Here is an 18167-nt window from a genome sequence, read left to right as displayed (position 1 = left end):
GTATCGGCATGATCTTTTTAAATTATATAGAATCCTGTCGGCTTTAACCGCAAAGAGTTTCTGTATCAACTTTACTTGTTTAAACCCTTCATGTATTATTTGAATTGAAATACTTTATTGATTTTTCAGATTTTAAAAAACAGGAGGAAGATGAAATGGAGGAGCGAATTTTACATTTAATACGTAAGAAAAAGCAGTTGATGGCGCCTGCTTTGGCTGCTGCATTACTGTTTTATTTTTTGCTTCCTTTATCTCTTATTTTCATTCCTGATGTGATGACTCGGCCAAGCTTTATTTATAATATTTCTTGGGCATGGTTTTATGCATTTTTACAAATTCCGATGACATGGTTCTTCTGTTGGCTAAATCATACAACAGCAAAAAAAATTGAACGACAGATAGAAGCCAGCGCTAAGGAGGAATCGCTGTGAATCCTACTTATTTTTTATTCCTTATTTATATTATTGTTTGTACATTGATTATTACCTATTGGGCAGCCAAACGAAGTAAAACAACTAATCGGTTTTATATTGCTGCTGGGTCATTATCAGGTTTTCAAAATGGAATGGCCATTGCTGGCGATTTCATTAGTGCAGCCTCCTTTCTCGGTATCGTTGGGATGGTTGCAATTCGTGGCTATGATGGTTTTTTATATTCCATTGGCTTTTTAGTATCTTATCTTGTTGTATTATTTTTAGTTGCTGAACCTATTCACCGCTTAGGTAAATATTCACTTGGAGATGTCATTTGTTCACGATTTCCAAGTGAGAGTATGCGATTACTTATGGCATTTTGTACATTTATCATTTCCATCCTATATATAATCCCTCAACTAGTTGCTTCAGGATTTTTACTTCGTTTGCTGCTTGATATCAATTATTCTATTTCCGTCATTGTCATAGGGGGATTAATGACGATTTTTGTCGTTGTGGGTGGGATGATTGCGACTTCTTGGGTACAGATTGTGAAGACCGTTCTTCTTATGTCAGGAACATTTCTCCTCACACTTATCGTTCTTTCTCATTTTAATTGGGATGTTGCGGAGCTGATTGGAGAAGTAAAAACTGGTACGCCATTAGAAGAGAAATTTTTCCTTCCTGGAAATTTATTTGATCATCCACTGGAATTTCTTTCGCTACAACTTGCTTTAGTGCTTGGAACTGCAGGATTGCCTCATATATTGATACGACTATTTACGGTTAGTAATGCTTTTGAGGTTCGCAGGTCTCTAATCAGTTCAACATGGATCATTGGAATTTTTTATGTGATGACACTCGTCTTAGGGCTTGGGACTGTCGCATTCTTGGGATATGAATCGCTAATGTTACTGGACCCTACTGGAAATTTAGCTGCACCATTACTTGCAAAGGCGGTTGGAGGTGACTTCTTATTGGCATTTGTTTCTGCGATTGCCTTTACAACCATTGTTGCAGTCGTTGCAGGGCTTGTTATTTCCGCCACAACAGCTTTTTCCCATGATTTTTTTCATCATATTTTGAAAAAAGGGAAATCAACGGAGAAGGAGCAATTGAGGGTAGCTCGTTGGTCGGCATTAGGAATCGGATTGATTTCCACCTTATTTGCATTACGTTTAGAGAACATTAATGTAACATTTCTCGTTTCGATGACTTTTATTGTTGCCGCGTCAAGTATTTTCCCAGTTCTTTTATTAACGATTTATTGGAAACGCTTTACTCAAGTTGGCGCCATAATAGGGATGTTTAGTGGACTTGCTGCTTCTTTATTATTTGTCATTTTAGGTCCTTACATTATGAATCCAAGTGATGGTTGGATTAGAGGAGAGGCAATTTTTTCTCTATATAATCCAGGTATAATTACCATTCCTATTGGTTTTCTAGGTGCATATTTGGGAACTATTCTATCAAGAAGGCAATCCCAATCCATTGTAGATTTTAATAAATTTTATATTCAATCGCAGTCTGGCATTGCCTCTAGGGGAGAAAAGAAATGGAAAACTTAACGATTATATTGTTTGAACGTTTGGGACTACTTCTTATTATTGCATTTGTGATGACACGGACACCTGGTTTCAAATCATTAATGTACCGTAATTATAGTATGAAGATGTCGCTCGTTCATGCAGGAGTGTTTGGTTTATTTGGAATGGCTAGTACGGTTACAGGGATTGTCATACATGAGGATGGATTCATCAGTCATAATCTAGTTATTTTTCCAGTAGAGGATCAACATTTAATTGTTAGCATGAGTCTTGTTGCGATTGTGATTGCGGGTTTATTAGGCGGGCCGATACTTGGTTTTGGCGCTGGGGTTATTACTGGAATCCATCTCCTTTTTCTTGGCGGTGTTGGGGGATTAGCGAATGGCCTTGTCAATCCTATAACAGGCTTACTTGCAGGATTAACGGCAAGATTTTTTTCCAATGAACGCGTTATTTCTCCGCTGAAGGCATTATTTATTGGGGTTTTTCCTCCAGTTTTACATATGCAATTATTACTTATTATATACACAGATAGAATTGATATGATTGCACTTGTCAATACGATTGGCTTACCACTTGTGTTATCAAATAGTGCAGCGATTGCCATTTTTACAGCGATGATAGGAATTGTTTTACGTGAACAAGAGAATGAGGCAGCTCTTGCATCGAAACAAGCATTAACCATCGCGAAGGAAGCACTTCCATTTTTAAAAAAAGATTCTCCTTTTGATGTTGCGAATGGCTTAGCAAATTTATTATATAATCGTCTGAGGCTTGCTGCCGTTTCCATTACAGATCAAAAGGAGGTCTTAGCCCATATAGGATTAGGAGAAGATCATCATCATTTTGGTGATCCGATTACAGCACTTCCAGCACAAAAGGCGATTACATCGAAAAAGATCCAGGTTACACACGAGAAATCAGATTCGTTGTGCACTCATAAAAAATGTAGCCTAGAGGCAGCTATTTTCATTCCAATTATTGAAGATGATCAAGTAACGTATCTTATTACTTTCCATTTTCGAAAAGCAGAGCATATTTCTCCAGTTGAAATGATGATGGCACAAGGGCTTGGACAATTTATTTCAGATCAATTGAACATGCTTGGGGCTGAGAAACTAAAAGCACATATTCGAGATGCAGAGTTAAGGAATTTACAGGCACAAATCAATCCACACTTTTTGTTTAACACCCTTCAATTAATTGCAGGTTTGTTTCGGGAAAATCCAGCGAAGGCACGTCTCTTAACATTACAGTTAGCCAGTTATATGAGGTTTAATCTACGCTTAGTATCGAGATCTTTGGTTGAACTTGAAAAAGAGTGTGAACATGCGGAGGCTTATACTTCTATTATTCAAGAACGATTTAAAGGAAGATTACATATTAATTTTGTAAAGCCAAATGATCTTTCCAATATTTATATTCCGCCATCGACCATTCAGCCTTTGATTGAAAATTCGGTTCAGCATGGTTTAAAGAATGTAATAGATGGTGCAAAGATTGAAATTATAATAGAAAAAGAGAATGGGAGACTTGCCGTTTTCGTTCGGGATAATGGCAGCGGTTTTCCTAAACATATTTTACCGATTGTCAGTCTACAGCCATTAGTAGATCAAATTAATGGTGGGATAGGTATTTATAATGTGAACCAACGATTAGTTCATTTATTAGGAGAGTCAGCGAGAATGCATATTCGAAATTTGTCCGATGGAGGCAGTGAAGTGAAGTTTTCGATTCCAATACCAAATCAATTGGAAGAAATGAGGTGATAGGATGAATATTCGTGCGATGATTGCTGAAGATGAGATGATGGCAAGAAAGGAATTGCTTTATTTATTGAAAGATGAAAAGGGAGTTATCCTTACTCCGCATGCGGAAACAGGCGAACAATTAATTGAGTTATATTCTGAACATCGCCCGGATGTTATTTTTCTTGATGTAGAGATGCCAGGTTTTACTGGTATCGAGGCAGCACGATATATTATGAAACAGGAGACAGACACAGTTCCCCTATTTGTGTTCACCACTGCATATGATGAGTATGCAATGGATGCTTTTGAAGTAGAAGCAGTTGACTACTTATTAAAACCATATGACGAGACAAGATTTCGAAGGACGATGAACCGAATTCGCAAAAGTATGGCAAATCGAAAGATTAGTAGTGAAGCAACGGAAAAAAAGGCACAAACGATTGTATCAAAGATGTTAATTGATGATGGAGAACGGATGATTGTAGTCTCTCCTGATTCCATTTTCTACGCTGTACCAAATAAACGATTATTAGAGATTCATACCGAGGATAAAGTCATTATGAGTCGGATGACCTTACAAGAATTAGAGGATCAGTTGGCTGGTCATATGTTTTTCCGTGCACATCGTAGTTATTTGGTAAATCTAAATCACGTTTTAGAAATTACCCCATGGTTTAATGGAACAAGTAATTTGACATTAAAAGATAAAAGTCGAACACAAATCCCTGTAAGTCGTTCTGCGAGTAAATCTATTCTTGATATTTATAAATGATAAGATCCATAGACTAGGATCTACAACCATTCACGAGCTATATATAACCATTGAACCTATGTTTTCGACCGTTCATCCATTTTCTAGTTACAAAATATTCAAAAAATATATAATTATCTATAAATTGAAGCAGAAGGGGATGGTCAATTTTGGCTCAAAAGGAATTAATGACGGGCAAGAAAAAAAGTGTAGATTATGAAAGGGTTCAAAGCAGTCCGCAATTCAAACAATTTTTGAGCAGAAAGAAGAAATTTATTGTACCGTTAACAGTATTTTTCATGATTTTTTACTTTTTATTGCCAATTTTCACCTCTTACACAACATTTTTAAACAACCCAGCGATTGGAAATATTTCTTGGACTTGGATTTTCGCATTTTCACAGTTTCTGATGGTTTGGGTGTTAAGTGGAATGTATGTAAGAAAAGCAGCTTCCTTTGATAAAGAAGCCGAGCAAATCATTCATGAGCAGTTAAAATAAGGGGGTATGTAGATGGATCCGATAGTAGTAGTTCTTTTTCTAGCAATCGTTATTCTTACGTTAGTCATCACTTATATAGCAGCAAAACAAACAAAATCCACCGGTGATTTTTATACAGCGGGTGGAGGATTGACTGGATGGCAAAATGGATTAGCAATAGCTGGTGATTATTTATCGGCGGCATCCTTCCTAGGTATTGCAGGTATGATTGCTTTAAAAGGGTTTGACGGATTTTTTTATAGTATCGGATTTTTGATTGCTTATTTAGTTGTATTGTTTTTAGTTGCAGAGCCATTGCGTAACCTTGGTAAATACACATTAGCGGATATGATTAATTCTCGCTTTGATGCGAAAAAAGTAAGAGGGGCCGCTGCGCTTAGTACGATTACCATTGTCCTTTTCTACATGATTGCACAACTTGTTGGTGCTGGTGCACTTATACAGCTTTTATTCGATATCCCGTATTGGATTGCAGTGTTAATTGTTGGGGTAATGATGACGATTTACGTTCTATTTGGTGGAATGATTGCTACAAGTTGGGTACAAATTACAAAGGCTGTCCTTCTGATGGCAGGAATGGTTGTCATCTCCTTCCTGGTATTATTGAAATTTAACTTTAATATTGGGGCAATGTTTACGGAAGTGAAAACGGCGACCAGTCATGGTGCAGATTATTTAAATCCGGGAGTCAAATATAATAATCCTCTAGGAACGCTTTCCTTAATGCTTGCCTTAGTACTTGGAACAGCCGGTCTTCCGCACATTCTAATGCGTTTTTTCACGGTAAAAGATGCAAAAACTGCCAGAAGCTCCGTTATTACTGCAACTTGGACGATCGGAGTTTTTTATATTTTAACATTATTCCTTGGCATGGGGGCAGCAATATATGTCGGGGAAAGTGAAATTCTCGCAGCAAACCCTGGTGGAAACATGGCTGCACCACTACTAGCCCAGGCAATTGGCGGCAATATTTTATTTGCATTTATTTCAGCTGTTGCATTTGCGACAATTTTAGCAGTAGTTGCTGGCCTCGTGTTATCTGGAGCATCTGCATTTGCACATGATATTTACGGACAAATTATTAAAAAAGGCGAGATAACAGAGAAACAGCAAATGTTAGCAGCTCGCTACGCAGCATTAGGTGTATCTATTTTATCCATCCTATTATCATTAGGTGCTCAATACTTAAACGTAGCCTTTCTAGTTTCTTTAGCATTTTGTATCGCAGCAAGTGCGAATTTGCCAGTTATTTTATACACAGTATATTGGAAGCGCTTTAATACATCGGGTGCAATTTGGGCAGTTCTTTCTGGGTTGATTTCAGCATTAATTCTAGTATCGATCAGTCCTAGCGTATTCTCACCAGTTGAAGGGGCCGCTCTATTTGTAGGAAACCCAATCTTCCCATTAGATAATCCTGCACTTGTTAGTGTACCATTAGGCTTTCTTGGTGGTTATCTCGGAACAATTTTCTCGAAAGAAAATGATATGAAACGCTATGCTGAAGTCACTGTGCGGGCACATACAGGCTTTAAAAAGGCGGAATGAGAGTAGATTAGGAAACCGCGTTTTAAAAATGGGATGTTGTGTGTCTATAAAAATGACCTGTCCTGATAAGGATGGGTCATTTTTTTTGGTTATGATAAGCCGATACCAAAAGCACTTTCCTCCTTAACGATGGTTATCAAAGCGAAAAGAGTGTTTCCGACACGTTATCGGAAGCACTCTATTTTCTGCAGAGGGCGGCTGCAGAAGTATCTATAAAACCATTAATTCATTTAAAGTTTCTATAGATATTATTCAATTTGTTTGTTGAGGTTAAATACATATACCTCCTTTCTTATTTAGAGTTACTTTCTGATCACCTGGACCTATAAATTGTAATGCGGCAGGAGAAAATACCCTAACTTTTCTCTTCGTTTCCTCAAGCTGTATTCGAATTTGACTTGAAATTCTTTTACCTTCTTTTAAGTTAAAATGACATTGTATTGCCAGCTTTTTGCACTCTTTCACCACTTCTTCGGTCATTTTATACATCGTCATGACCTTTACCTTGGGAGGGATCTTTCGGACGGAATCCTTCATTACTTCACCATTGGATTTTTCGGTTTGAGCAGGAACCTTTCGATGTAGCTTAAGAAATTTCATCTTTCAAATCACTACCTTTCCGAAAAGAAATAGGGGATTTTTTTCCCTGTTGGTAATAATTCAGTAAATATTCCTAAAATCCTTTGACGAAGATATCCTTTTTCTTCGTCATTTTCTCTCGAAAACTCTGTAAAATCTATTTATACCGAGTTAATAGGAGAAATTCTTTTATCGAAATTGGAAGATTGCTAGCATTAAATGAGGAAAAGATTCATATTATTTTACCCTGAATTTTTAGAGAAATTTTCAATTTTTATAGAGATGAAAAAATTTTATATGATCCTCAAATTTTTATAGGCATTGTGTGTATTTGTATAGGCTGATATTAGCCCGTTAGCCTTTATATCCTCTTTTTTTACCTCCTTAAATACTAACTGCACTTGTGCTTCCTTCTCCAAAGGAGACATCGAGAGCGAGACGGTATTTATATCATTCCAATTTAACTGTATTGGTTCATTATTAGCGAATGAGAATGCAGGAGAGATTCCATTCCTGAAAAATGAATATTCATTTTCTTTTGTTACACCTGGTTCGTGTAAGCAAATATAAAGTGATAGGTTATCACACCATTTTAAAATGCTTAGATGGTGGAGAAACAGCTTTTCCTTTGCCATATTCCCTAGTATCCCGCACTGTTTTAATAAGCGCAGCCTCCTTGTGCTTTCGTCCTCCATAAATTTAATGCCTATTGGATCTTCTTCATATTGGAGAAAGGACGCATAATGTGCGCTGCAAAGAAGACCTGCATATTTGCTCATTTTTGCGACTTCGTCGATTCCATTTTTATAAAAAGAAACCTTTGCTTCCAAAGGATAATCCATAAAAGTGTACGGTTTTTGCTGTTCCATATTCCATAAAGGGGCTAAATCTGGTTCAATCCAACCACGATCATGTTCGTAAATCCCTAGAACCACTTCTTCTTTTCTTTCCTCTCCCTTAAAATATTCATCCTTCCACTGATGGGCAATTTCCCCAGATATTTTAGCATGGTCATGTTGGGTGATCATAATAAAGCTATCTTCAAGTTCGCGAATAATCATGTTCTCATCCTTTCTACGGCAATGTGTTATTTTTATTTTCCCTAAATTTCTTTAATTATTACCTAATCTTAGAGGCGGCATTGCTGCACGAGAAGTATCCCAAGTGATTTCGTTTCACTTGGGACCTTTTATTAACAATAAAATAAACGAAAGTGCACAAATGATGGCAAATCCAATCAGGAGCCAAAATGCTGCATCAAATGAGCCTTTTGCGGCTTCAACAAGGAATCCAATCGCAATAGGGGTTACAAAGCCTGCAAGCTGCCCGCCGAAACTGACAAACCCCATTGCTGTACCAACAATTTGTGAAGGCACTGTCTTTAGCACGTTTGTTGGAAGGAAGATAATAATAAATGCACCAAAAATCATAATAATAGTCTGATAAATCATAAATTCGGTGACACTGTTTGCAATAAACATCAGATAGAGCAAAATGCCAACACAACATGCACTAATAATTCCATAAAGATATTCCTTTCCTTTTGGCAGTTTATCTAAAAGATAACCTGATCCAAATGTTCCGATGATGGCCGCTAATCCTGGTATGGCCGCAATCCAGCCTAATTGAAGTAATTCTAATCCACGAACGCTAACAAGATAGGTTGGCAGCCACGATAAAAGTCCCCAGTTAATCGCATTTACACTAAAAGAAGCGATAAACAAGCACCAAATATAAGGGTATTTTAATAATTGAACTAGGGAAGTTGACTGGTTCGTTGTTGTTTCTTCTCGAAGATTCTCTTCCTCTGGCTGAGGATCCTTTATGTAATACCAAAAAATCGCTGCTAAAACTACGCCAATGATACCGATAATATAGAACATTGCCCTCCAGCCAATGGTTGCCATCAAAGTCGTTGCTATTATGGGTGAAAGAATCCCTAAAAATGCTCCAGATGAAAGCACAATGGACATAGCTCTGCCTCTTTCCGAATACGGAAAAGTTTGGGCAATCAGCTTTGAGCCTGCTGGCATGTAACCTCCTTCGCCAATACCAAAAAAGAAGCGAATAATTAATATGGAAGTTAACGACCAAGCAACTCCCGTTAGTACGGTAAAGATGGACCACATAATGATGGCTGTTAATAGAACCTTTCTTGAACCAAAACGATCGGCCAACCAGCCGCCAGGAATTTGCATTAAGGCATACCCAGCAAAAAAACTGCTAAGCAGAAATCCTGTTGCAGCAGCATTAAGATGTAAGTCCTTCGCAATTGAAATGACTGCGTAATTCATGACAAATCGATCTAAATTTCCGAGTGACCATCCAGCAAATAATAATGCTAATATGAAGTGTTTTCCTTCCAATGCTTTAAATTTCGCCAATAGCTTCTCCCCAGTCATTGATTTTCTAGGTAAAAAGTACGGTATCAAATATATTTTTTAAATTATGGATATAGCACTCTTTAAAAAAATAAAGATTCATTAACGAGTAGGCATAATGATCGGAGTATTTTGTTCTATACCTACCTAAAAATTCGATTAACCGCTAGTACTACATCCTTTATTAAATTATGACGAATATGTGAAAGTCTTTAAAAGGACTTTACAAATTTTTTTCAAATCGTATAATACCCATATAGGTATAAACCCTATGGGGTATTATGGTTGTTTCCTAAATACAATTAGATGATATAGACATGAATCAATTAGGAGGGACTAATATGGCACAGAAAGTAATCATTGTAGGCGGGGTTGCCGGTGGAGCTACTGCAGCGGCTAGATTAAGAAGAATTAGTGAAGATGTAGAGATTGTTCTTGTGGAACGTGGGGAACATATATCATTTGCAAACTGTGGATTACCCTATTACATTGGTGAGACTATTAAGGACAGAAGTAAATTATTAGTACAAACAGTTAAAGGAATGTCGGAACGTTTTAATCTAGATATTCGAAACTTAAGTGAAGTAACGAACATAGATCCAGAAAACAAAAGTGTTACCATAAAGAATCTACAAACTGGAGAAGTGTATGAAGAAACGTATGACAAGTTATTATTATCTCCGGGTGCGAGGCCAATTGTACCACCTATCCCAGGGTTAAATGAAAATAAAACATTATTTACGCTAAGAAATATCCCAGATACAGATAAAATTAAAAACTATGTAGATCACAATCATCCCAAAAAGGCTGTTGTTATTGGGGGAGGATTTATTGGAATTGAGATGGCCGAGAACCTTGTCGACAGAGGAATTGAAGTTACACTTATTGAAATGGCAAATCAAATTATGGCACCGATTGATTTTGAAATGGCTAGTATTTTACACACCCACTTACTTGAAAAGGGTGTGAAACTAATCTTAGAAAATGGTATTCATTCTTTCGCTAATCAAGGAAAACAAGTGCTTCTATCAGATGGAACAGAAATTCTAACAGATATGACAATTCTTTCAATTGGGGTAAGACCTGAAAACGAATTAGCCAAAACAGCAGGATTGGACTTAGGAGAGCGCGGAGGAATAATCGTAAACGAATTCCTCCAGACATCTAATGACGATATTTATGCCGTTGGGGATGCTATAGAAGTGGTAGATTACATTAGTGGAACAAAGGCGATAATTCCACTTGCTGGACCAGCCAATCGACAAGGGCGGATCGCTGCCAATAACATGATGGGGAAGAACGAGAAGTATCAGGGGACATTAGGTACTTCGATTGCAAAGGTATTTGACTTAACTGTTGCTGCTACCGGAAACAATGAGAAAATACTAAAGCGTTTAGGAATAAACTATGAAGTGGTACACATTCACCCAAGTTCTCATGCTGGATACTACCCTGGCGCAGCACCCATTTCCCTAAAATTAATTTTTAATAAGAATAATGGAAAAATATATGGTGCACAGGCAGTTGGTGCGGATGGTGTTGATAAGCGTATTGATGTGATTGCAACAGCGATTAAAGGTGGATTAACGGTAGAAGATTTAACGAATTTAGAATTAGCCTATGCACCTCCATATTCTTCTGCAAAAGATCCTGTAAATATGGCAGGTTACGCAGCAACAAATATTATGGAAGGTGAATTAGAACATATCCAATGGCATGAAGTGAATCAAATTGTTTCTGAAGAAGGTGGACTACTTATCGATGTTCGGGAACCAATGGAAAGAGAATTTGGCTTTATAGAAGGTTCTATTAATATCTCCCTTAACGACCTTAGAACTGCATTAGATGAAATTCCAAAGGATAAAACTGTCTATGTAAGCTGTCAGGTAGGATTAAGAGGCTACTTAGCGAGCCGCATTCTAAAAAATCATGGCTATCAGGTTAAGAATGTCGACGGCGGTTGGAAAACGTACTCCTCTGTATATGGCAACAATATAAATAAAAATGTTGAGAAGCAGACAAATGACCTTGGGGAAACGGAGGCAGTTGAACAAATATCAAATGAATTAAAAGCCGATTCTGTGGTGGATGTTAGTGGATTAACATGCCCAATGCCAATAATTAAATTGAAAAAAGGTATCGATTCATTGGAAAGCGGACAAGTAATCGAGCTTCTTGTGACTGACCTGGGTGCCTTAAATGATCTGCCAGCATGGTCTAAAAATGCTGGTCATACTCTTTTAAAAATGGAACAAGAAAAAAAGCTTATAAAATTTTGGATTAAAAAGAAATAATAGATATCTAAAAAAAGCAGGACTTGTATTTTCGAGTTGCGCTTTCTATTTTTTCTTTTTCGCTAGTAGAAGGTGTCTTTAATAATGCGAAATGAATATTTATGGTTGACATTATACCTATAGGGGTATAATATTGATTTTGTCATTGATATTTGTTTCATTCCAGGAGGCTTACATGATATATTTAATTCTAGTGTTGCTTGTAGTAACAATTTCTATATATAAAAGATATTTTCCTGTTTTGGGTATAAAATGTACTCCGTTAACAGAACTTGAATTATCTAGAATGGAAATTCTTGATGTCAGAGATTTTATTGATTCTTACAAGAATCCGATAGAAGGAGCAATAAATATTCCTTTAGCCTATTTTAAAAGAAATATCAATGAGATACCACATAAAGATTTACATTTAGTTGTATCCACCTTACTTGAAAAAAATGTTGGTATACGTACTTTGAAAAAAAAGGGTTATCGAGTTGTTGGATACACCCTTGTTAGGAATAATGAATATAAAAAAAGACATTTGGAAATACACGCTAATTGTTAGGAGGTAAAAAATAATGGAATATAATGATCAAGTCAAAAATCGAGTGAAACGGATTGAAGGTCAGTTAAGAGGTATATTACGATTAATGGATGAAGATAAGGATTGTAAAGACGTCATTACTCAGTTGTCTGCTGCTCGTACCGCTATTGATCGAACAATTGGAGTCATTGTGAGTTCCAATTTAGTTGAATGTGTCCGAAAGGCCGAGGAAACAAATGAAAGAAGCGCCGAAGAGTTAATTAAAGATGCTGTAAACTTATTAGTAAGAAGCAGATAAAAAAGGGTAGACACCCTCTTTTATTTTTGTTACGATAATACCCATAGGGGTAATGGTAATTAAATTATTTTTTTAATCGAATTAATACCCTGCGGGGTAAAATTTCAGGAGGTCATAAACATGACAGAAAAGAAAAAAACTACAATCGTCCTATTAAGCGGTGATTACGATAAAGCTATGGCAGCTTATATTATTGCAAATGGTGCAGCAGCTTATGATCATGAAGTAACAATTTTTCACACTTTTTGGGGATTAAATGCTTTGCGAAAAAATGAAAGCATTTCGGTGGAAAAAGGGTTTTTGGAAAAAATGTTTGCCAGAATGATGCCTAGAGGCGCGGATAACATGGGATTATCAAAAATGAACTTTGCTGGATTTGGTCCAAAGTTAATCAAGAAAGTAATGAAAAAACACAATGCGCTTCCACTTCCTGAACTCATTGAGATGGCACAAGAACAGGATGTAAAATTAATTGCATGTACCATGACGATGGATTTACTGGGTCTTCAAAAAGAAGAACTGTTAGACAATATTGAATATGCAGGGGTGGCAGCCTATTTAGCTGAAGCGGAAGATGGTAATGTAAATCTGTTTATTTAATTTAAATAGGGATTTCGGCCTACAAATTAGGAGGTTTTAGGAATGGAATTTATAAATTATCTCTTTATTGGACTTATACTCTTTTTGATTGTGAAACGTTTCATTCCAATAAAAGGCATAAGAACGATTTCAACAACAGAATTAAAAAATGAATTAAATGATAAAAATAAACAATATATTGATGTTCGAACAGCTGGTGAATTTAAGGGAAATCATATAAAAGGGTTTAAAAATATTCCCCTCCATCAACTTGCTCAAAAAGCAACTGAGCTTTCAAAAGATAAAGAAGTAGTAGTCATTTGCCAAAGCGGAATGAGAAGCCAAAAAGCTAGTAAGCAGTTAAAAAAACTTGGTTTTACAAACGTTACGAATGTTAAAGGCGGTATGAGTGCTTGGTTTTAAAATAAAAAGGAGGACTTAATCATGAGAGAAATAACAGCTAAAGAAGTGGAAAATAAATTAAATGAAGGATTAACCTTAAACATTATTGATGTGCGCGAAGTAGATGAAGTTGCGTCTGGAAAGATTCCTGGTGCTATGAATATCCGTTTAGGATTATTAGAATTCCGTATGCATGAATTAGATAAAGCAAAAGAATATATTATCGTTTGCCGATCTGGTGGAAGAAGTGCTCGTGCATCACAATTTCTAGAGTATCACGGATATAATATCATTAACATGACAGGCGGCATGATGTCTTGGGAAGGAAAAGTTGAATAAAATTTTTTATCGAAAATAATACCCTGTTAGGTATATAAAATGGAGGTTTTTAGATGGAAAACATAAAAGCAAATGTCATTTTAGACGCAAAAGGATTAGCATGTCCAATGCCAATTGTTAAAACAAAGAAGGCAATGAATGGTTTAGAAGCTGGACAAGTTTTGGAAGTCCAAGCAACAGATAAAGGGTCAAAAGCTGATTTAAAGGCATGGGCACAAAGCACAGGTCATCAATATTTAGGTACATTAGAGGAAGGCGAGGTATTAATGCACTACCTAAGAAAATCCTCTAATGATGAAACCATCGAAAGGAAACATCCAAATGTTATCGATAATGATGAACTAGAAAGAAGACTCGAAACAAATGATAAAATGGTTGTTCTTGACGTTAGAGAAAATGCCGAATATGCGTTTTATCATATCCCAAATGCTATTTCTATCCCGTTAGGTGAATTAGAAAAACGTTATGAAGAGTTAAGCAAAGAAGCTGAGATTTATGTTGTCTGTCGAACAGGCAGCCGCAGCGACCTTGCTGCACAAAAGTTAACAGAAAAGGGATTTACCAAAGTGATTAACGTAGTTCCAGGAATGAGTCAATGGTCTGGGAAAACTACTAATATGGTAAAATAAATTTTTTTAAATGAAAATATACCGTGGGGGGTAAATGGTGATGGCGATAAATGTTATGACTTCAAAAGAAGTAGCGAAAAAAGTCTTTAATAAAGAAGAGTTATTTATTCTCGATGTTCGCAATGAAGGTGACTATCTGGACTGGAAGATTGAAGGTGAAAACTTCGAACATTTCAATATTCCATATTTTGAATTACTAGATGGTATCGAAGGGATTATGGATAAGATTCCTTCAGATAAAGAGGTTTTAGTGGTTTGTGCAAAAGAAGGTTCATCCATTATGGTGGCGGAAATGCTCTCAGAAGCTGGACTTACAGTTTCTTACTTAAAAGGTGGAATGAAAGCATGGAGCGAACACTTAGAACCTGTTAAGGTTGGAGATCTAAAAGGTGGCGGCGAAATTTATCAGTTTGTCCGTATTGGTAAAGGATGTTTGTCTTACATGGTTGTATCGGACGGTGAAGCTGCGATTATTGATGCCACCCGTATGACCGATATTTATCTTGAATTTGCAGAAGGTATTGGGGCAAAAATCACACAGGTTTTTGACACACATCTACATGCAGATCACATTTCTGGTGGAAGAAATATTGCAGGAAAAACGGGTGCAACGTATTGGCTGCCTCCAAAGGACGCAACAGAAGTAACGTTTGCATATCAGCCATTAGAAGACGGAAATAATGTTGAAATTGGAAATGTAAAAATCAATATTCATGCCTTGTATTCACCAGGTCATACGATTGGATCTACTTCATTTATTGTTGATGAGAAATTCTTACTTTCAGGTGATATCTTGTTCATTGACTCCATCGGCAGACCTGATCTAGCAGGCTTGGCACAGGATTGGGTAGGAGATCTAAGAGATAGTTTATATATACGCTACAGAGAATTATCAGAGGATTTAACCGTTCTTCCTGCTCACTTTATGATTATTGATGAACTGAATGAAGATGGTAGTGTATCAGAAAAATTAGGAAACTTATTTGCCAAAAATCATGGCTTAAATATTAATGATGAAAATGAGTTCAGAAAAATGGTAACAGAAAACCTACCGCCACAACCAAATGCTTATCAAGAGATACGGGAAACGAATATGGGAAAAATCAAACCTGATTTAGAAAAACAACGTGAAATGGAAATTGGACCAAACCGTTGTGCGGTCCGTTAAAAATAGGAGGTTATATCAATGGAAGTAAATAAAATTTTAGACGCAAAAGGGCTGGCATGTCCAATGCCAATTGTGAAAACCAAAAAGGCGATCAATGAATTGGAAAGTGGCCAAGTTTTAGAAATCCATGCAACAGATAAAGGAGCAAAAAACGACCTTACTGCATGGGCAAAATCAGGCGGGCATGAATTAGTGAAACACGAAGAGGAAAATGATGTTTTTAAGTTTTGGATTAAAAAAGGTTAAGAATAAGGGAACCAGATTGGTTCCCTTTTCTTAATAGGGGAGGCAGTAAAATGGATATGGCTTTTATTATTATCATTTTCTTAATAGGTTTTATTGGTTCATATATATCCGGGATGTTAGGAATCGGCGGGTCCATTATTAAGTATCCCATGCTTTTATATATTCCACCATTATTTGGTTTAGCAGCATTTAGTGCCCACGAAGTATCCGGTATAAGTGCCGTTCAGGTATTCTTTGCGACGATTGGTGGTGTTTGGGCATATCGTAAAGGTGGCTATTTAAATAAAACGCTTATTGGTTATATGGGAGCAAGTATCTTATTTGGTAGTTTTATCGGGGGATATGGTTCAAGGATAATGACAGAAGGTGGTATTAACGTAGTTTATGGTATTTTGGCAGTAATTGCGGCTGTCATGATGTTTATTCCGAAAAAGGGAATCGATGATATTCCACTTGATCAAGTGAAGTTTAATAAATTGCTTGCAGCATCACTAGCATTCATTGTTGGGATTGGTTCGGGAATAGTTGGAGCGGCAGGAGCATTTTTGTTAGTTCCGATTATGCTAGTTGTATTAAAAATACCAACACGTATGACGATTGCGTCTTCATTGGCGATAACGTTTCTATCTTCAATCGGGGCCACTGTAGGGAAAATTACCACGGGGCAAGTAGAATTCATACCCTCTGTCATTATGATTATTGCCAGTCTAATCGCCTCACCATTAGGTGCAATGGCTGGGAAAAAGATAAACACCAAGATTTTACAAGTTGTACTAGCTTTATTAATTTTAGCTACAGCTATAAAAATTTGGATGAATATACTATAACCTTAAAAACATAAAATGAGTCTGCCTGTCTACACTATTAACTTCGTGAGACAGGCTTTTTTTTATGCCCCTGCCAAGGACCTTTATTTTACCATAAATGATAGGAAGCGTGTAATCTTACATAGTCTTTGTACTAAATCCCTACCTAAAAATTAGATTTAACAGCTTGAAGTATTTTATTAATCAAGGTCCCAGCATCATCAGCCTCGATGGTTGTTAATTGAATCCGGCAGAACGGTCTTACTCTACATTCTAAACACCTGCTAAAGCAGTCTACAATATGAACATCTACGTCATTTTGATGATGCTGGAGAAGAAGGTAAATGACTTTCTCAGCATCGGTCACTTTTATATTTCGCACGCAAAACTTAGCCACTCTCACTCTGTTTTACCTATTAGAATAAATATGCTATTCCTGATCGTAATGGGTAAATTGGATATCTAAAGTACGAAGGTAGGTTTGCAGACCCGCATCTTGAATTGGAATAATGAAGGCAGGTTCCCCTGATTCATTGTGATGAGAGTGCCACAGCCCTGGAGGGGTAACGAATGCTTTTCCTGTTACCCACTCAATCCGAATCGGATCAATGATTTGTTTTGTAAAAGGGTCTACCTTATCCCCAACTAATGTATAGGTCCCAGGTGCAGCATATGCAACAAAGTCGAGAGCAACTGATTTATGACTATGCGGTGCTTGACTTGCGCCAACCGGGACAATTCCATACATAGCCCATAAAACTTGAGTAATCGTTAAAGTTTGAGCAAAATTTTGATTGTTTAACAAAATGGAGATGCGGTTTTTTAAATGTGCATCGGGTGCATTTGCTACTTCATCTAATTTTGCTTCCGTCTGTTCCGCTGTATAAAGTGTCGGCTTAAATCGGGCTTCAGTCGCTTTTGCTCCTAAGTAGGTAAGGAGCGGTGTGTCCAAAATGTAGTAAATGGTTGAATCCTCTGCCGCTGTATGAAGGCTGACGGATCCTGCTGGAAGGGTTAAAAAGTCACCTTTTTTCCAACTGATTGTTTGACCATTTACTTCGGTGGAGCCTGCCCCGGAAATAATATAGTATAATTCACTGGTTGCGTTTGGTTGGGTATCAATCGAATCTCCTGCATTAATTCGGATAAAGTGGGCAAGGAGGGATGGGCTCGTTGCCGGATAGTTGGTCCGTAGTTCATTTGATAAATCCAATGAAATTATCCGAGTTTGTCCTGAGTTATATAATTCAGGCGAAAATTCTTTAGGAGAGATAGGACTTGTAATTCCACTGCCAATTGGATCAGCTGCAGCAGTGTACTCGTAAAAAAGGGCATCCTCGGTCCAGTTTTCGCTTACAGTTCCAATATAAAATTCCCCTGGTTGTACATTTGACATATGTAAACCTCCTG

Annotated in this window: 21 protein-coding genes; 16 read left to right on the top strand and 5 right to left on the bottom strand. The window is 37.0% G+C overall.

All coding sequences use genetic code 11. The annotated features are described in order from the left end of the window. The first annotated feature begins 155 nt into the window (after window positions 1-155). The 6 genes from AC2TFD_RS19565 to AC2TFD_RS19540 all read left to right on the top strand — a co-directional run bounded on the left by AC2TFD_RS19565 (window position 156) and on the right by AC2TFD_RS19540 (window position 6510). Entirely contained in the window at window positions 156-431 is a 276-nt protein-coding gene (locus AC2TFD_RS19565; RefSeq protein WP_484673791.1) for a DUF485 domain-containing protein, read from the top strand. Beyond that, a complete protein-coding gene (locus AC2TFD_RS19560) occupies window positions 428-1981 on the top strand; it encodes a solute symporter family protein (RefSeq protein WP_335510950.1) in 1554 nt (517 codons plus the stop codon). The genes AC2TFD_RS19565 and AC2TFD_RS19560 overlap by 4 nt, the downstream gene beginning before the upstream one ends. After that, window positions 1969-3729, top strand: a complete 1761-nt coding sequence (locus AC2TFD_RS19555; protein ID WP_484673790.1) for a LytS/YhcK type 5TM receptor domain-containing protein — start codon at window positions 1969-1971, stop codon at window positions 3727-3729. Before AC2TFD_RS19560 ends, AC2TFD_RS19555 begins: the two co-directional genes overlap by 13 nt. Before the next feature lie 4 nt (window positions 3730-3733). After that, window positions 3734-4483 (top strand): LytR/AlgR family response regulator transcription factor, encoded by a 750-nt coding sequence (locus AC2TFD_RS19550; RefSeq protein WP_335510947.1) that lies wholly within the window; start codon window positions 3734-3736, stop codon window positions 4481-4483. A 149-nt stretch (window positions 4484-4632) separates the two neighbouring features. Then, window positions 4633-4962 (top strand): DUF485 domain-containing protein, encoded by a 330-nt coding sequence (locus AC2TFD_RS19545; RefSeq protein ID WP_420489024.1) that lies wholly within the window; start codon window positions 4633-4635, stop codon window positions 4960-4962. Window positions 4963-4974: 12 nt separating this feature from the next. Continuing rightward, window positions 4975-6510, top strand: a complete 1536-nt coding sequence (locus AC2TFD_RS19540; RefSeq protein WP_335510945.1) for a solute symporter family protein — start codon at window positions 4975-4977, stop codon at window positions 6508-6510. A gap of 270 nt (window positions 6511-6780) precedes the next feature. On the opposite strand, the gene AC2TFD_RS19535 is transcribed toward AC2TFD_RS19540, so the two are convergent. From AC2TFD_RS19535 to AC2TFD_RS19525, 3 genes are all read right to left on the bottom strand, one after another. Further along, the gene (locus AC2TFD_RS19535; protein WP_335510943.1) at window positions 6781-7110 is read right to left on the bottom strand and encodes a hypothetical protein; all 330 of its coding nucleotides are present in this window, start codon (window positions 7108-7110) and stop codon (window positions 6781-6783) included. Window positions 7111-7382: 272 nt separating this feature from the next. Beyond that, window positions 7383-8150, bottom strand: coding sequence for a DUF3891 family protein (locus AC2TFD_RS19530; protein ID WP_335567799.1), 768 nt, complete (start codon window positions 8148-8150; stop codon window positions 7383-7385). A 114-nt stretch (window positions 8151-8264) separates the two neighbouring features. Next, window positions 8265-9473 carry an MFS transporter gene (locus tag AC2TFD_RS19525; protein WP_335510938.1) on the bottom strand — a complete coding sequence of 403 codons (1209 nt, stop codon included), beginning with the start codon at window positions 9471-9473 and terminating at the stop codon, window positions 8265-8267. A 338-nt stretch (window positions 9474-9811) separates the two neighbouring features. Here AC2TFD_RS19525 and AC2TFD_RS19520 point away from each other — a divergent pair, with 338 nt between their 5' ends. The 10 genes from AC2TFD_RS19520 (at window position 9812) to AC2TFD_RS19475 (ending at window position 16778) form a co-directional block, all read left to right on the top strand. Further along, window positions 9812-11764, top strand: a complete 1953-nt coding sequence (locus AC2TFD_RS19520) for a CoA-disulfide reductase (protein ID WP_484673789.1) — start codon at window positions 9812-9814, stop codon at window positions 11762-11764. 175 nt (window positions 11765-11939) lie between these two features. After that, window positions 11940-12311 carry a rhodanese-like domain-containing protein gene (locus AC2TFD_RS19515; RefSeq protein WP_335567802.1) on the top strand — a complete coding sequence of 124 codons (372 nt, stop codon included), beginning with the start codon at window positions 11940-11942 and terminating at the stop codon, window positions 12309-12311. A 13-nt stretch (window positions 12312-12324) separates the two neighbouring features. Further along, the gene (locus tag AC2TFD_RS19510; protein WP_335510582.1) at window positions 12325-12588 is read left to right on the top strand and encodes a metal-sensitive transcriptional regulator; all 264 of its coding nucleotides are present in this window, start codon (window positions 12325-12327) and stop codon (window positions 12586-12588) included. 120 nt (window positions 12589-12708) lie between these two features. Further along, entirely contained in the window at window positions 12709-13188 is a 480-nt protein-coding gene (locus tag AC2TFD_RS19505) for a DsrE/DsrF/DrsH-like family protein (protein ID WP_335567803.1), read from the top strand. 42 nt (window positions 13189-13230) lie between these two features. Beyond that, window positions 13231-13590, top strand: a complete 360-nt coding sequence (locus tag AC2TFD_RS19500) for a rhodanese-like domain-containing protein (RefSeq protein ID WP_335510585.1) — start codon at window positions 13231-13233, stop codon at window positions 13588-13590. A gap of 21 nt (window positions 13591-13611) precedes the next feature. Beyond that, entirely contained in the window at window positions 13612-13908 is a 297-nt protein-coding gene (locus AC2TFD_RS19495) for a rhodanese-like domain-containing protein (RefSeq protein WP_335510587.1), read from the top strand. Between the two features lie 53 nt (window positions 13909-13961). Further along, the gene (locus AC2TFD_RS19490; RefSeq protein WP_335510589.1) at window positions 13962-14537 is read left to right on the top strand and encodes a sulfurtransferase TusA family protein; all 576 of its coding nucleotides are present in this window, start codon (window positions 13962-13964) and stop codon (window positions 14535-14537) included. Window positions 14538-14577: 40 nt separating this feature from the next. Continuing rightward, window positions 14578-15705, top strand: coding sequence for an MBL fold metallo-hydrolase (locus tag AC2TFD_RS19485; RefSeq protein ID WP_335510591.1), 1128 nt, complete (start codon window positions 14578-14580; stop codon window positions 15703-15705). An 18-nt stretch (window positions 15706-15723) separates the two neighbouring features. Further along, entirely contained in the window at window positions 15724-15951 is a 228-nt protein-coding gene (locus AC2TFD_RS19480; RefSeq protein WP_335510593.1) for a sulfurtransferase TusA family protein, read from the top strand. A gap of 50 nt (window positions 15952-16001) precedes the next feature. Then, on the top strand, window positions 16002-16778 hold the full coding sequence (locus tag AC2TFD_RS19475) for a sulfite exporter TauE/SafE family protein (protein WP_335510595.1): 777 nt from the start codon (window positions 16002-16004) through the stop codon (window positions 16776-16778). Window positions 16779-16923: 145 nt separating this feature from the next. Here the strand turns inward: AC2TFD_RS19475 and AC2TFD_RS19470 are convergent, their stop codons facing one another. Both AC2TFD_RS19470 and AC2TFD_RS19465 read right to left on the bottom strand, forming a co-directional pair. Next, window positions 16924-17139: a YuzB family protein gene (locus tag AC2TFD_RS19470; RefSeq protein WP_484676348.1), complete on the bottom strand. Its 216-nt coding sequence runs from the start codon at window positions 17137-17139 to the stop codon at window positions 16924-16926. Window positions 17140-17187: 48 nt separating this feature from the next. After that, window positions 17188-18153, bottom strand: coding sequence for a cupin domain-containing protein (locus AC2TFD_RS19465; RefSeq protein ID WP_335510596.1), 966 nt, complete (start codon window positions 18151-18153; stop codon window positions 17188-17190). Window positions 18154-18167 lie beyond the last annotated feature (14 nt).

It is taken from the genome of Neobacillus sp. plas4 (genome assembly GCF_057221695.1).
This window is presented reverse-complemented; position numbering and strand designations above follow the sequence as displayed.

Bases quoted from the DNA above. Each gene is read 5' to 3' on its own strand.
- AC2TFD_RS19565 (WP_484673791.1), top strand. From the start codon at position 156: ATGGAGGAGCGAATTTTACATTTAATACGTAAGAAAAAGCAGTTGATG.
- AC2TFD_RS19555 (WP_484673790.1), top strand. From the start codon at position 1,969: ATGGAAAACTTAACGATTATATTGTTTGAACGTTTGGGACTACTTCTT.
- AC2TFD_RS19550 (WP_335510947.1), top strand. From the start codon at position 3,734: ATGAATATTCGTGCGATGATTGCTGAAGATGAGATGATGGCAAGAAAG.
- AC2TFD_RS19540 (WP_335510945.1), top strand. From the start codon at position 4,975: ATGGATCCGATAGTAGTAGTTCTTTTTCTAGCAATCGTTATTCTTACG.
- AC2TFD_RS19535 (WP_335510943.1), bottom strand. From the start codon at position 7,110: ATGAAATTTCTTAAGCTACATCGAAAGGTTCCTGCTCAAACCGAAAAA.
- AC2TFD_RS19530 (WP_335567799.1), bottom strand. From the start codon at position 8,150: ATGATTATTCGCGAACTTGAAGATAGCTTTATTATGATCACCCAACAT.
- AC2TFD_RS19520 (WP_484673789.1), top strand. From the start codon at position 9,812: ATGGCACAGAAAGTAATCATTGTAGGCGGGGTTGCCGGTGGAGCTACT.
- AC2TFD_RS19515 (WP_335567802.1), top strand. From the start codon at position 11,940: ATGATATATTTAATTCTAGTGTTGCTTGTAGTAACAATTTCTATATAT.
- AC2TFD_RS19510 (WP_335510582.1), top strand. From the start codon at position 12,325: ATGGAATATAATGATCAAGTCAAAAATCGAGTGAAACGGATTGAAGGT.
- AC2TFD_RS19505 (WP_335567803.1), top strand. From the start codon at position 12,709: ATGACAGAAAAGAAAAAAACTACAATCGTCCTATTAAGCGGTGATTAC.
- AC2TFD_RS19500 (WP_335510585.1), top strand. From the start codon at position 13,231: ATGGAATTTATAAATTATCTCTTTATTGGACTTATACTCTTTTTGATT.
- AC2TFD_RS19495 (WP_335510587.1), top strand. From the start codon at position 13,612: ATGAGAGAAATAACAGCTAAAGAAGTGGAAAATAAATTAAATGAAGGA.
- AC2TFD_RS19490 (WP_335510589.1), top strand. From the start codon at position 13,962: ATGGAAAACATAAAAGCAAATGTCATTTTAGACGCAAAAGGATTAGCA.
- AC2TFD_RS19485 (WP_335510591.1), top strand. From the start codon at position 14,578: ATGGCGATAAATGTTATGACTTCAAAAGAAGTAGCGAAAAAAGTCTTT.
- AC2TFD_RS19480 (WP_335510593.1), top strand. From the start codon at position 15,724: ATGGAAGTAAATAAAATTTTAGACGCAAAAGGGCTGGCATGTCCAATG.
- AC2TFD_RS19475 (WP_335510595.1), top strand. From the start codon at position 16,002: ATGGATATGGCTTTTATTATTATCATTTTCTTAATAGGTTTTATTGGT.
- AC2TFD_RS19465 (WP_335510596.1), bottom strand. From the start codon at position 18,153: ATGTCAAATGTACAACCAGGGGAATTTTATATTGGAACTGTAAGCGAA.